The 11,437-nt window shown below is 72.8% G+C and carries 17 protein-coding genes; 10 read left to right on the top strand and 7 right to left on the bottom strand.

Annotated features, from left to right (window positions below):
- Positions 1 to 53: 53 nt before the first annotated feature.
- From ACZ6CZ_RS17860 to ACZ6CZ_RS17845, 4 genes are all read right to left on the bottom strand, one after another.
- Positions 54 to 275 (bottom strand): hypothetical protein, encoded by a 222-nt coding sequence (locus ACZ6CZ_RS17860; RefSeq protein ID WP_469021525.1) that lies wholly within the window; start codon positions 273 to 275, stop codon positions 54 to 56.
- A gap of 42 nt (positions 276 to 317) precedes the next feature.
- Complete coding sequence (locus ACZ6CZ_RS17855; RefSeq protein ID WP_469021523.1) at positions 318 to 1,337, bottom strand: S1C family serine protease; 1,020 nt, start codon at positions 1,335 to 1,337, stop codon at positions 318 to 320.
- Between the two features lie 302 nt (positions 1,338 to 1,639).
- Positions 1,640 to 2,662 (bottom strand): LacI family DNA-binding transcriptional regulator, encoded by a 1,023-nt coding sequence (locus ACZ6CZ_RS17850; protein WP_469021520.1) that lies wholly within the window; start codon positions 2,660 to 2,662, stop codon positions 1,640 to 1,642.
- 120 nt (positions 2,663 to 2,782) lie between these two features.
- Positions 2,783 to 3,565: a winged helix-turn-helix transcriptional regulator gene (locus ACZ6CZ_RS17845; RefSeq protein ID WP_469021517.1), complete on the bottom strand. Its 783-nt coding sequence runs from the start codon at positions 3,563 to 3,565 to the stop codon at positions 2,783 to 2,785.
- Between the two features lie 170 nt (positions 3,566 to 3,735).
- Between ACZ6CZ_RS17845 and ACZ6CZ_RS17840 the strand changes: the two genes are divergently transcribed.
- From ACZ6CZ_RS17840 to ACZ6CZ_RS17830, 3 genes are read left to right on the top strand one after another with little or no spacing between them, the layout of a single operon-like run.
- Complete coding sequence (locus tag ACZ6CZ_RS17840) at positions 3,736 to 4,575, top strand: alpha/beta hydrolase (RefSeq protein WP_469021514.1); 840 nt, start codon at positions 3,736 to 3,738, stop codon at positions 4,573 to 4,575.
- A gap of 38 nt (positions 4,576 to 4,613) precedes the next feature.
- Positions 4,614 to 4,868 carry a MoaD/ThiS family protein gene (locus tag ACZ6CZ_RS17835; RefSeq protein WP_469021511.1) on the top strand — a complete coding sequence of 85 codons (255 nt, stop codon included), beginning with the start codon at positions 4,614 to 4,616 and terminating at the stop codon, positions 4,866 to 4,868.
- 3 nt (positions 4,869 to 4,871) lie between these two features.
- On the top strand, positions 4,872 to 6,074 hold the full coding sequence (locus ACZ6CZ_RS17830) for a hypothetical protein (protein WP_469021507.1): 1,203 nt from the start codon (positions 4,872 to 4,874) through the stop codon (positions 6,072 to 6,074).
- Here the strand turns inward: ACZ6CZ_RS17830 and ACZ6CZ_RS17825 are convergent.
- On the bottom strand, positions 6,071 to 6,355 hold the full coding sequence (locus ACZ6CZ_RS17825) for a DUF397 domain-containing protein (protein WP_469021504.1): 285 nt from the start codon (positions 6,353 to 6,355) through the stop codon (positions 6,071 to 6,073). The two genes, ACZ6CZ_RS17830 and ACZ6CZ_RS17825, sit on opposite strands and share 4 nt — an antisense overlap.
- Positions 6,337 to 7,179, bottom strand: a complete 843-nt coding sequence (locus tag ACZ6CZ_RS17820) for a helix-turn-helix domain-containing protein (protein WP_469021501.1) — start codon at positions 7,177 to 7,179, stop codon at positions 6,337 to 6,339. Before ACZ6CZ_RS17820 ends, ACZ6CZ_RS17825 begins: the two co-directional genes overlap by 19 nt.
- Before the next feature lie 170 nt (positions 7,180 to 7,349).
- Between ACZ6CZ_RS17820 and ACZ6CZ_RS17815 the strand changes: the two genes are divergently transcribed.
- The 7 genes from ACZ6CZ_RS17815 to ACZ6CZ_RS17785 all read left to right on the top strand — a co-directional run bounded on the left by ACZ6CZ_RS17815 (position 7,350) and on the right by ACZ6CZ_RS17785 (position 10,892).
- Complete coding sequence (locus ACZ6CZ_RS17815) at positions 7,350 to 7,742, top strand: hypothetical protein (protein WP_469021498.1); 393 nt, start codon at positions 7,350 to 7,352, stop codon at positions 7,740 to 7,742.
- On the top strand, positions 7,739 to 8,026 hold the full coding sequence (locus tag ACZ6CZ_RS17810) for a hypothetical protein (protein WP_469021495.1): 288 nt from the start codon (positions 7,739 to 7,741) through the stop codon (positions 8,024 to 8,026). Before ACZ6CZ_RS17815 ends, ACZ6CZ_RS17810 begins: the two co-directional genes overlap by 4 nt.
- A gap of 127 nt (positions 8,027 to 8,153) precedes the next feature.
- Positions 8,154 to 8,891 (top strand): LmeA family phospholipid-binding protein, encoded by a 738-nt coding sequence (locus ACZ6CZ_RS17805; protein WP_469021491.1) that lies wholly within the window; start codon positions 8,154 to 8,156, stop codon positions 8,889 to 8,891.
- A 243-nt stretch (positions 8,892 to 9,134) separates the two neighbouring features.
- Complete coding sequence (locus tag ACZ6CZ_RS17800) at positions 9,135 to 9,215, top strand: putative leader peptide (RefSeq protein WP_350310325.1); 81 nt, start codon at positions 9,135 to 9,137, stop codon at positions 9,213 to 9,215.
- Between the two features lie 119 nt (positions 9,216 to 9,334).
- Entirely contained in the window at positions 9,335 to 10,180 is an 846-nt protein-coding gene (locus ACZ6CZ_RS17795) for a sulfurtransferase (protein WP_469021486.1), read from the top strand.
- Between the two features lie 43 nt (positions 10,181 to 10,223).
- The gene (locus ACZ6CZ_RS17790) at positions 10,224 to 10,511 is read left to right on the top strand and encodes a DUF1416 domain-containing protein (RefSeq protein ID WP_469021483.1); all 288 of its coding nucleotides are present in this window, start codon (positions 10,224 to 10,226) and stop codon (positions 10,509 to 10,511) included.
- A 123-nt stretch (positions 10,512 to 10,634) separates the two neighbouring features.
- Positions 10,635 to 10,892: a DUF3099 domain-containing protein gene (locus ACZ6CZ_RS17785; RefSeq protein ID WP_469021481.1), complete on the top strand. Its 258-nt coding sequence runs from the start codon at positions 10,635 to 10,637 to the stop codon at positions 10,890 to 10,892.
- A gap of 27 nt (positions 10,893 to 10,919) precedes the next feature.
- Here ACZ6CZ_RS17785 and ACZ6CZ_RS17780 read toward each other — a convergent pair whose 3' ends face one another.
- A complete protein-coding gene (locus ACZ6CZ_RS17780) occupies positions 10,920 to 11,282 on the bottom strand; it encodes a DsrE family protein (RefSeq protein ID WP_469021478.1) in 363 nt (120 codons plus the stop codon).
- Between the last annotated feature and the right edge of the window lie 155 nt (positions 11,283 to 11,437).

Raw genomic sequence — 11,437 nt, 5'->3', positions numbered from 1 at the left:
TCCTCGGGGTGCGGTGGGTCGGGGCAGGACGCCTTTCAGCGTCGCACGTCCGCTCAGCCGCAGACGGTGGACAGGCGCTTCAGCGGCACCTTGTGGCGGTGCGTGCGGGCGGCGGAGGTGCGCAGGCCCATCAGCTCGGGGACGGCCACGGCCTCGGGGGCGCGGGCCGCCGGGCGCGGCGGGGCCGCGGCGTGCAGCTCGCGGGCGACGGCGATGGCCAGGGACAGGTCGGCCGGACGGTCACCGGCCGTGGAGTGCGAAACCTGGTTGATCATGACGTACTCCTTACTCCTCGTGACTCCCCCGAGCACGGTCCGCTAGCTGGTGGAGCCCGCCCGCAGCTTGGCCAGGTCGGACTTGACGGTGTTGACGGGGATGGCGAAGCCGAGGCCCACGCTGCCCGCGTCGGAGGACGACGAGGCCTGCGCGCTCGACGCGTACATCGCGGAGTTGATGCCGACGACGTCGCCCGCGGCGTCGAACAGCGCGCCGCCGGAGTTGCCCGGGTTCAGGGACGCGTCGGTCTGGATCGCCTTGTAGGTGGTGGTGGACGAGCCGGTGTCGCCGTTGAACTGCTGCCCGCCGAACTGGAACGGCCACTGCCCGTCGCCCTGGCCCTGGCCCTGGCTCTGTCCCTCGTCGGTGGAGACGGTGACGTCGCGGTCGAGCGCGGAGACGATGCCGCTGGTGACGGTGCCGGTCAGGCCCTCGGGCGAGCCGATCGCCACGACCGTGTCGCCGACCTGCACGCCGTCGGAGTTGCCGAGGGTGGCGGGCTTGAGGCCGGAGGCGCCGTCCAGCTTCAGCAGCGCGAGGTCCTTGGAGCTGTCGGTGCCGACCACCTCCGCGGTGTACGACGTGCCGTTGCTGGTGGTGACCTTCACCGAAGACGCGCCGGCGATGACGTGGTTGTTGGTGACGATCTCGCCGCCGGAGGTGATGATCACGCCGGAGCCGGTGGACGAGCCGTTGCTGAGGGTCGCGTTCACCTCGACGACGCTCGGGCTGACCGCGGCGGCGATCGCGGCGACGTCGCCCTTCTTGCTGGAGGGCACCACGTTGGTGGTGGTGCTGGAGACGACGGTGTCCTTGCCGGCCAGCTCCTGGAAGGCGTAGGCGGTGCCGCCACCGACCGCCGCCGCCACGACCGCCACCGCGGCCAGCAGACCGACGGGCCCCCGCCCGCGCCGCCTGCGCGGCACGGCCACGGGCTCGGCGGTCACCGGCCGGTACGCCGGCGGCGGCGGCCACTCCGGGTTCACGGGAGCGGAGGCGTACTGGTAGGTGTCCCCCTGGGGGTTCTCGTACTCGCCGCTGCGGCGGAAGCTGTCGCTCATGCCACTGAGCATGTCCCGCAACCATGAGAGCTTCCTGAGCCCACCCTGAGAACCCCACCAAAACCCCCACGGACCCGCAGGGGCGAGGCGCGCAGCGCCAGCCGTCAGGGGCGCGGGGAACTGCGCGCCCAGCCCCCACCGACCCGCACCCGACCAGCCGCCCGCAGTGTCAGGGGCGCGGGGAACTGCGCGATCAACCCCCACCGGCCCGCACCCGACCAGCCGCCCGCAGGGTCAGGGGCGCGGGGAACTGCGCGACCAGCCCCCACCGGCCCGCACCCGTGAACTACGAAACCGAGCCCTCAACCGCACCCGCAGGACTTCCGGACCACCAACCGGGACGGAAACGTCTTCAACCGCTCCCGCCGGGACCCCGCCACCCGCAACCCGTCGTCCAGCACCAGATCCACCGCGGCCCGGGCCATCGCCGACCGGTCCGACGCGACCGTGGTGAGCGCCGGATCGGCCAGCCCCGCTTCCTTGATGTCGTCGAACCCGGCCACCGCCAGCTGCCCCGGCACGTCGAGCCGCAGCTCCCGCGCCGCCCGCAGCACCCCGATCGCCTGGTCGTCGGTGGAACAGAAGAACGCCGGCGGCCGCTCGGGCCGCGCCAGCACCTCCAGCGCCACCCGGTACGCGTCGTAGCGGTTGTACGGCGCCTCGTACAGCCGCCCCTCCGTGGACAGCCCCGCCTCGGCCATGGCCCGCCGCCACCCCTCGACGTGGTCGGAGACGGGGTCGCCGACGGCCGGGGTGTCGGCGGTGCCGCCCATGCAGGCCACGTACTCGTACCCGTGCTCCAGCAGGTGCCGCACGGCGAGCTGGGCGCCGCCGAGGTCGTCGGTGACGACGGCGACGTCGTCGATCGCCTCGGGCCGCTCGTGCAGCAGCACCACCCGGGCGTCCCAGGCCTCGATCTCCGCGGCCGCGAGGTCGTTCAGCGCGTGGGAGACGAGGATCAGCCCGGAGACGCGCATGCCGAGGAAGGCGCGCAGGTAGTGCACCTCGCGCTCGCCGACGTAGTCCGTGTTGCCGACCAGCACCATTTTCCCGCGCTCGGAGGCGGCCTGCTCGACCGCGTGCGCCATCTCCCCGAAGAAGGGCTGGCGGGCGTCGGGGATGATGAGGCCTATGAGGTCCGTGCGCCGCGAGGCCATGGCCTGGGCGACCCGGTCGGGCCGGTACCCCAGCTCCTTGATCGCGGCGAGGACACGCTCGCGCGTGGCCGGGGCGACCGGCCGGGGTCCGTTGTTGATGACGTAACTGACCACGGCGGTGCTAGTCCCCGCCAGTCGCGCCACGTCATCCCGAGTCACCTTCGCCACCCGCGGGAGTCTACGCGGATGGACCCGTGCTGGGCAGGGCGTATCGAGGTGTGGATGCGCCGCGGCGACGCCCGCCCCGGACGGACACCGGGACGAGCACCGGACGGGCGCCGACGGGGGCTAGACCTCCGCCGACAGCTCCGCGGTGTCCAGCACGGCCGGCGTGTCCGCGTCCTGCGTCACCGGGCGGGCGGCCGCCTTGGCCTTGGCCTCGTCGCCGCCGCGGTCGCCCTTCTCCGGGGTGACGAAGCGGTAGCCGACGTTGCGCACCGTGCCGATCAGCGACTCGTGCTCGGGGCCGAGCTTGGCCCGCAGCCGCCGTACGTGCACGTCGACGGTCCGGGTGCCGCCGAAGTAGTCGTAGCCCCAGACCTCCTGGAGCAGCTGGGCGCGGGTGAAGACCCGGCCCGGGTGCTGGGCGAGGTACTTCAGCAGCTCGAACTCCTTGAAGGTGAGGTCGAGGACCCGGCCCTTGAGCTTGGCCGAGTAGGTGGCCTCGTCCACGGAGAGGTCGCCGTTGCGGATCTCCATCGGGGAGTCGTCGTTGACGATCTGCTGGCGGCCCATGGCCAGCCGCAGGCGGGCTTCCACCTCGGCCGGGCCCGCGGTGTCGAGCAGGACGTCGTCGATGCCCCAGTCGGCGGTGACGGCGGCGAGGCCGCCCTCGGTGACGACCAGGACGAGCGGGCAGCCGGGCCCGGTGGAGCGCAGCAGCTGACACAGGCTGCGCACCTGCGGCAGGTCGCGGCGGCCGTCAATGAGGATGACGTCGGCGCCCGGGGTGTCGACGAGGGCGGGGCCCTCCGCGGGGGCGACCCGCACGTTGTGCAGCAGCAGGCCGAGAGCGGGGAGCACCTCCGTCGACGGCTGGAGGGCGTTGGTCAGGAGCAGCAGAGAACTCATATGTCTGGTTCCTCCTCGGTCCCTGCGAGGACGTGTGCATTGCGGCACTGCTCTGCGATCCCGGGGCCCCGTACACCCGCGGTTTCCCGCTTCGTATACAACGCTTCCGAAAGCACAAAAGGACCCGGGGGCTTCGCTGCCCGAGTCCTCTGCCCAGCAGAATAGCCCACATGAGCAACGGTCCGGCAGGTCGTGTGGCACGTTCCACCGTTCGTCCGCATGTCGAGACGAGCAGAAACGTACCTATGCGGACGTTCCTGCACACCACCGACGGCGTCCCGGTCGATTCCGTATACGACCCGGGTGCGGTCGTATACGACACCTCACGGCCACCCGCCGCCCACCCGGTGTTCGTGGTCGCGCACGGCTTCACCGGCGACGCGGACCGGCCGCACGTTCGACGGGTGGCGGCGGTGCTCGCCCGGTACGGGGCGGTGGTGACCTTCTCCTTCCGGGGCCACGGGGCCTCGGGCGGCCGCTCCACGGTCGGCGACAAGGAGGTCCTGGACCTGGACGCCGCGGTGCGCTGGGCGCGCGGCCTCGGGCACACGCGCGTGGTGACCGTCGGCTTCTCCATGGGCGGCTCGGTGGTGCTGCGGCACGCGGCGCTGCACCCGGGCGCGGCCGACGCGGTGGTCGCCGTCAGCGCCCCGGCCCGCTGGTACTACCGGGGCACCGCGCCCATGCGCCGCCTGCACTGGGTGGTCACCCGCCCCGCGGGCCGGCTGGTCGGCCGCTACGGCCTGCGCACCCGCATCCACCACCGGGACTGGGACCCCGTCCCGCTCTCCCCGGTCGAGGCGGCCTCGCGCGTCGCCCCGGCCCCGCTGCTCGTGGTGCACGGCGACCGGGACGCCTATTTCCCCCTCGACCACCCCCGGATGCTCGCGGCGGCCGCCAGTGAGCACGGGGAACTGTGGATCGAGCCCGGCATGGGCCACGCCGAGCACGCGGCGGACGACGCCCTGGTGGAGCGGATCGCCGACTGGGCCGCCGCCCGGTGCGGCTAGCCTGGCAGCACTGTCCCCGTCGTCGATTGAGGAACCAGATGCCCAAGGTCACGGTGCGCTACTGGGCCGCCGCGAAGGCCGCGGCCGGTGTCGCCGAGGAGCCGTACGAGGCGGCCACGCTCGCCGAGGCGCTCGCCGCGGTCCGCGAGAGCCACCCCGGTGAACTCGCGCGCGTCCTGCTGCGCTGTTCCTACCTCGTCGACGGCGACCCCGTGGGCACCCGCGCGCATGAGACGGTACGGCTGGCCGAGGGCGGCACGGTCGAGGTGCTCCCGCCGTTCGCAGGAGGATGACGGATGAGTGACCAGCCGTATGACGGCGGGACCCACGAGAGGTCCCACGACGGCCCCTACGACGGCGCCCCCGGGGCGTACGACGCGTACGGGCACCAGGCCTACCAGCAGCCGCCGCAGCAGCAGTACGGGCAGCAGCCCTACCAGCAGCAGCCGTACCAGCAGCCGCAGCAGGGGCAGCAGGCGTGGGACGGGCAGGGGTACGACGTGTACGCGCAGGCCGGGTACGACCCGCAGGCCACGCAGCAGTGGCAGGGCCAGACCTGGGAGACGCAGACCCACACCCCGATCCCGGCGTACCTGCCGCCGCAGGACCACGAGCCGCCCGCGCACGCCCGCCCCGCCCCGGCCGCGCAGCCCGTCGCCGCGCAGCCGCCCGCCGCGCAGCCCGCCGGGGAGACCGGGTCCGGCCCGGGCTACGGCCCCGCCACCATCGGCGGCAACGCCCGCGTCACCGACGCCCAGCGGGCCCGGCTGGAGGGCCGCTCGCCGATCATCGACCCCGGCATGCAGCCCGCGGCGCTCACCGCGCTGCTCGGCCTGCTGCTCGCGGTCACCGCGGCCGTCGGGACGTACGCCCTGGTGGTGCCGCTGGTGCTGCTCCAGGCGGTGACGGCGGCGGGCTGGTTCCGGCTGAACGGCATGTGGCCCGCCCGGCAGGGCATCGCGCTGGCCTTCCTCGGCGGCCTCGCGGCCGACGCGGCGGTCCTCGTGGCCGGCCGCGACCAGGCGCCCGCGGCGATCCTCGGCCCCCTGGGCCTGTGGGTCCTGCTCTCCCTGGTCCTCCAGCTGCGCTCGCACGCCTCCCCGGACGAGCGGATGTACGGCCTGATGGCCACGGTCGCCTCCTCCGCGCTGGCGATCCTCGCCACCGGCTACCTCGGCGCCGACCCGGACGCGGTGTCGGTGGGCGCGGCAGCGGTCGCGGTGGCCGTGCTGGCCCGCGCGCTGCCGCTGCCGACGGTGGCCTCGGTGGTGGTGGCCGTGGCGGCCGCCGCCGGAGCCGGCATCGCGGTGGGCGGCATGACCGGCCTCGGCGCGAAGGGCGCGGTGCTCGGCGCGGCGGCGGCGGTCTGCGCGCTGGTCGGCCACCGGGTCGCCGCGTACGACTATCCGTCGCGGTTCGTCCACTTCACGGCCGGCGTGGCCCTGCCGCTCGCGGCGGCGGCGCCGGTGGTGTGGGCCCTGGGCCGCACCCTGGGCTAACCCAGGCGCTCCCGCTTCACCCCGTCCACGAAGGCCGCCCAGGCGCCCGCCTCGAAGAGGAGGGCGCCACGGGCCGGTGCCTTGCTGTCGCGGACGGGGACGAGGGAGGGGATGTTGGGGGCGAACTCCAGGCAGGCTCCGCCGTCCTGATTGCTGTAGCTGCTCTTGCGCCAGTCGGCGGTGCGGAGGAGGTCGTCGGAGACTTCGAGGCACTCGCCGCCGTCCTGGTTGCTGTAGCTGCTCTTGCGCCAGGTGACGGTGGTCAGATCAATGGCTCGCATGGCGCTTCCTCCAACGTCCGGCCGATGAACACCCGCGACTCGTCCGGCGGCAGGGCCAAATCGCGTAGCCGATCGTATCGGGACTGTAGCCGCTCAACGGCGGGTGTTTCCTGGACCAGTTCGCCCGAGTAGCCGGTCTCCACCCAGGCGACGGTCTGGCCGCCGAGGCCGCGCAGGAACATGGTGTGGGTGTTGGTGAGGCCGTGCAGGCCCGCCGAACACGGCAGAACCTGGACGGTGACGTTGGGACGCTGCCCCATTGCCACGAGATGGCGCAACTGCCCCTGCCACTCGGCCGGATCGCGGAGCGGGCTGTGCAGCACCGTCTCGGAGAGAATCGCGCGGAACTGGGGCCCGTCGTCCGTCAGCAGCACCTCACGACGACCCATTCGGGCCGTCACCTGCGCGTCCAACTCGGCACCCGTCAGGCCGCCCTGCTTGAGCAGCTCGCTGGCGTATCCAGGCGTCTGCAACAGCCCGGGCACGATGCTCGGCGAGTACTGCCACATACTCACCGCCTCCGCCTCCAGCAGCATGTACCGCCGGTACCGCTCACGGAACTGCGTGGGGTCGGCCACCGCCAGCTCCCACAGCGTGAGCAGCAGCCCCGGTGTGCCGTAGTACTGGTCGAGGGCCTGGACCACCTCCGGGCCGCCCAGTGTCTGCCCGTTCTCCATCTTGCCGAACTGGGACGGGTCCCAGCCGACCACCTCCGCCAGCGCCCGCAGGCTCACCCCCCGCTCGGCCCGCAGCTCGCGCAACTCCTCCGCGAACCGCAACCGCGGCTCCTGGCTGCGCCCCGTGATCGCCCTCCTCTGCGGCACCGCGCCCTCCCGGCTGTGGAATTTGTGGAATTTGGACCGCCCGCTGTGGAACTAGCGGCCGTTCGGGGCGTATCCGCTCCCGCGCTGGGTCATGCTCGTATCACCCAGGGATACGCAGAGTATTGCAACTGGCGCATTCCGTGCGTAAGTTCACAAAAGGAGCCACATTCATGGGAACGGAACCGGCCACCCACGAGCCCGGGACGCTGCTCTACGACCCGGCCGTCCACCGGGTCGGCGAGTACCGGGACCGCTCGGGGCCGTACGCGATGCTGCGGCCGGTCGGCGGCGGCCGGGAGTGGCAGGCCGACCCCGCCGCCGTGCGGCCCGCGACCGACCGGGAGCGCCTGGCCGCCGAGGTGCGCGCGGCCAACGAGCGGACGCGTTCCGTGCCGCCGGACCCGGACGACATGAGCCGCCCGCCGCGCCCGGTGCCGGGCTGCGCGGCCTGCGCGGAGCTGGCCGGACGCCGGGAGGCCGCCCGCGCCGGGAGCGACCGCAGCGCGGAGACCGACGCGAACGTGCTGCTGCGCCAGCACCAGCGGCAGGAGCACCGCGCGTGAGCGGCCCGGGCCTGCCGTACGAGGAGTGCGCGCGGCGGCAGCGGCGGACGGGGGAGGGGCGGCGGGCGGCGCAGGACCCTCCGGCCTACGCCCTCCCGCCGTTCCACCCGGGCCTGCGGCCCGACCCGCCGCGCCCGTCCGGTGGCGGCGACGCCCCGCGCGCCCGGCGCCGACGCAGGCCCGGGCCGGCCGACGGGGCGGTGGCGAGCGGCGTGCTCACCGCCGTCTGCGTAGCCGGGCTGGTGCTGGCGATCGTCGTGGCGGCGGCCGGGTCATGGGGGTGAAGCCGGTCACCCAGCGTTGTCACAAGTGATCGACAGATCCCCTGGGCGGGGTGAGCGCGGGGTTACCGTGGCGTAGCCGGACCGAGTGACCGACCGCCGCCGACCGCCGACCCGGGGGACCCCCACCATGCGCGCCCTGCGAATACTGCTGATCCTCGTCGTGATCTTCGGCGTGCTCTTCGTCGTCGCGGACCGGGTCGCCGTCCACTTCGCCGAGAGCGAGGCCGCGGACCGGCTGCGCACGACGCAGAACCTGTCGGCCACCCCGGACGTGGACATCAAGGGCTTCCCGTTCCTCACCCAGGTCGCGGGCGGCTCGCTGGACGAGGTGGTGGTCGGCATGGACAGCTACCAGGCGGCCACGGGCACCGAGAACGGCACGATCCGCATCGACGACCTGCGCGCCGACCTGCGGGACGTCGACTTCTCCGGCGACTACAGCTCCGCCACCGCGGCCACCGCCACCGGCACCGGCACGATCCCCTACGCCGAGCTGATGAAGACCGTGAAGTCGGAGCCGACGGACATCGGCCTGGGCGTCACCGCCCGCGTCACCGGTCTCTCGGACGGCGGCAACGGCAAGATCAAGATGGCGGTGGAGGCGAAGATCCCCGCCCTCGGCTTCGACAGGACCGTGCCCGTCCTGTGCACGGTCGCCGTGCGGGGCGACAAGGTCGCCGTGCGCGCGGACACGCTGCCCGTGTTCGGCGGTCTCGACCTCGCCGAGAACCGGGTCCGCGAGATCACCGACTTCCAGCAGATCATCGACCGGCTGCCCGGGGACATCGAGCTGGACAAGGTGCAGGCCGGGCACGACGGCGTCGAGTTCACCGTGAAGGGTTCGCACGTCAAGCTCGCCGGGTAGGGCGGGAAGGACGGCCGGGGCCGGGCGGCGCGGCGGGCGGGCGACCCGCCGCGCCGGACGGGCAGGCTGCCGTCCGAGGGGCGAGACGGCGGTGTCCGCAGCCGAGCCGCACCGTCCGGCTCGGCCGTCCAGACCCCCGGTCGTCACTCGTTCGAGTGAATTCATCTCGCATCGCGGACGATCGCATCTCAGCATCCGACACGCCGGTGACATGGGCCGCCGTGCGTCCCTACGATCAGCGGTATGAAGCGACAGGCGGATCTCACGAAGCGGCGGGCAGTAGACCTGTGCCGCGTCGCCGCCATGCTCTGTCGCACCTTCTGAGCGGAAGTCTGCCTTCCGTATTCCCGCCGCCCTTCCCAGGGCTTCCGTGCGCCGTCCGCACCCGGCCGCGCACCCTCTCACTTCGCACGCCCCGCCGTATCTGCCCCGGAGGAAAGAGCATGAGCCGCAGCGACGTCCTGGTCGACGCCGACTGGCTCCAGGAGCACCTGGACGACCCGACCATCGCCATCGTCGAGGTGGACGAGGACACGTCCGCCTACGAGAAGAACCACATCAAGAACGCGATCCGCATCGACTGGACCAAGGACCTCCAGGACCCGGTCCGCCGCGACTTCGTCGACCAGGAGGGCTTCGAGAAGCTCCTGTCGGAGAAGGGCATCTCCAACGACCACACCGTGGTCCTCTACGGCGGCAACAACAACTGGTTCGCGTCCTACGCCTACTGGTACTTCAAGCTCTACGGCCACGACAACGTCAAGCTCCTCGACGGCGGCCGCAAGAAGTGGGAGCTGGACGCCCGCGAGCTGGTCGACGGCACCGACGTCCCCGAGCGCGCCCGCACGGAGTACAAGGCCAAGCCGCAGGACACCTCGATCCGCGCCTTCCGCGACGACGTGGTCGCCGCCATCGGCGCGCAGAACCTGGTCGACGTGCGCTCGCCCGACGAGTTCTCCGGCAAGCTGCTCGCCCCGGCCCACCTGCCGCAGGAGCAGTCGCAGCGCCCCGGCCACGTGCCGAGCGCGCGCAACATCCCGTGGTCGAAGAACGCCAACGACGACGGCACCTTCAAGTCCGACGAGGAGCTGAAGGAGCTGTACACCGCGGAGAGCGTGGACCTCGCCAAGGACACCATCGCCTACTGCCGCATCGGTGAGCGCTCGGCCCTGACCTGGTTCGTCCTGCACGAGCTGCTCGGCGTCGAGAACGTCAAGAACTACGACGGTTCCTGGACCGAGTACGGCTCCCTGGTCGGCGTGCCGATCGAGCTGGGCGCCAACAAGTAACCCGACCGGTTCCGGTCAGACGACGACCCCTCAGGAGAACGACATGTGCGGAGCGAAGGCCGGCGGCCCGGACGCCTCGGCGATCAAGCCCGGTGAGACCACGATCCAGGGCCAGGTGACCCGCGACGGCGAGCCGGTGGTCGGATACGTCCGCCTGCTGGACTCGACCGGCGAGTTCACCGCGGAGGTCCCCACCTCCGCCACCGGACAGTTCCGGTTCTACGCGGCCGAGGGCACCTGGACCGTCCGGGCGCTGATCCCCGGCGCCACCGCCGACCGCACGGTCGTCGCCCAGCAGGGCGGCCTCGCCGAGGTCGCGATCGCGGTCTGAGGTCCGGCACCGCAGCGAGGGCCGCACCCCCCGGGTTGGACGCCTGGGGTGCGGCCCTTCGCCGTACCCGGTCCCCGCCGCCGCACCGGGTCCGACGGGCGCGGCCCGTCCTACCCTGGAGGCATGTACGCACGCCGGCGCCACGTGTACTTCGCCATGATGGGGACGTGCCTCACGCTCTTCGTCCTGGCGTGGGGAGTCGTCCGCATCTGGTCGGTCCCGGCGGCGGTCGGGATGTGTGTGGTGGCCATGGTCATCCCGCCGGTCGCCGCGATGATCGCCAACCGGCGCGGCCCCGAGGACCGCTGGTGGGACGACCCCTCCGGCGATCCGAAGTCCGACGAGTGGTGGGACGAGCTGGACGGCCGCAGACGCAGGTGACGCGCGGGCCCCGGAAGCCGCCGCGGCTCAGTAGACGAGTGCCTGTGCCCCGTCCGCCAGTGCCTCCTGGACGAAGACCTGCGCCCCGGCGATCCGTACGCCCTCGATGACGTCCCGCTCCGTGATGTCCCGGCGGGCCGCGCACTGGGTGCACAGGGTGACGCCGCCGCCCGCGAGGACCGACTCCAGCAGGTCCGGCAGCGGGGCGGCGTGCGGCAGCTCGAACTCGGCGGCCCGGCCCGGCAGCGCGAACCACGCGGACTCGCCGGTCAGCCACAGGGAGACCTCGACCCCGCTCGCCACGGCCACCGCCGCGACCGTGAACGCCTGCGAGCAGCGTTCGGGGGCGTCGGCCCCCGCCGTCACCTTGATCACGAGCTTCTTCGCCATGCCCGCAGCGTAGTCCGAACCGTGACCATCTCCGCCACAACTGTGTGCCCAGGCCATGAGTCTCCTTTGCGGCGCGGCCGACGGAAGCCGCGATTCCCGTTCTGTGAGGCCCGACTTGGAAGACGTGGAAGTACCGGAGAGACCCGAAGACCCGG

It is taken from the genome of Streptomyces sp. NPDC041135 (assembly GCF_055592085.1).
Note: the sequence above shows the minus strand (reverse complement) of the source record. Positions and strands in the feature narration are given on the sequence as shown.

Coding starts and splice junctions, on each gene's coding strand:
- ACZ6CZ_RS17805 (WP_469021491.1), top strand. CDS start 8,154: ATGCGCGCCCTGCGAATACTGCTGATCCTCGTCGTGATCTTCGGCGTG.
- ACZ6CZ_RS17800 (WP_350310325.1), top strand. CDS start 9,135: ATGAAGCGACAGGCGGATCTCACGAAGCGGCGGGCAGTAGACCTGTGC.
- ACZ6CZ_RS17845 (WP_469021517.1), bottom strand. CDS start 3,565: ATGAGTTCTCTGCTGCTCCTGACCAACGCCCTCCAGCCGTCGACGGAG.
- ACZ6CZ_RS17840 (WP_469021514.1), top strand. CDS start 3,736: ATGAGCAACGGTCCGGCAGGTCGTGTGGCACGTTCCACCGTTCGTCCG.
- ACZ6CZ_RS17780 (WP_469021478.1), bottom strand. CDS start 11,282: ATGGCGAAGAAGCTCGTGATCAAGGTGACGGCGGGGGCCGACGCCCCC.
- ACZ6CZ_RS17855 (WP_469021523.1), bottom strand. CDS start 1,337: ATGAGCGACAGCTTCCGCCGCAGCGGCGAGTACGAGAACCCCCAGGGG.
- ACZ6CZ_RS17830 (WP_469021507.1), top strand. CDS start 4,872: ATGAGTGACCAGCCGTATGACGGCGGGACCCACGAGAGGTCCCACGAC.
- ACZ6CZ_RS17815 (WP_469021498.1), top strand. CDS start 7,350: ATGGGAACGGAACCGGCCACCCACGAGCCCGGGACGCTGCTCTACGAC.
- ACZ6CZ_RS17790 (WP_469021483.1), top strand. CDS start 10,224: ATGTGCGGAGCGAAGGCCGGCGGCCCGGACGCCTCGGCGATCAAGCCC.
- ACZ6CZ_RS17825 (WP_469021504.1), bottom strand. CDS start 6,355: ATGCGAGCCATTGATCTGACCACCGTCACCTGGCGCAAGAGCAGCTAC.
- ACZ6CZ_RS17785 (WP_469021481.1), top strand. CDS start 10,635: ATGTACGCACGCCGGCGCCACGTGTACTTCGCCATGATGGGGACGTGC.
- ACZ6CZ_RS17860 (WP_469021525.1), bottom strand. CDS start 275: ATGATCAACCAGGTTTCGCACTCCACGGCCGGTGACCGTCCGGCCGAC.
- ACZ6CZ_RS17835 (WP_469021511.1), top strand. CDS start 4,614: ATGCCCAAGGTCACGGTGCGCTACTGGGCCGCCGCGAAGGCCGCGGCC.
- ACZ6CZ_RS17795 (WP_469021486.1), top strand. CDS start 9,335: ATGAGCCGCAGCGACGTCCTGGTCGACGCCGACTGGCTCCAGGAGCAC.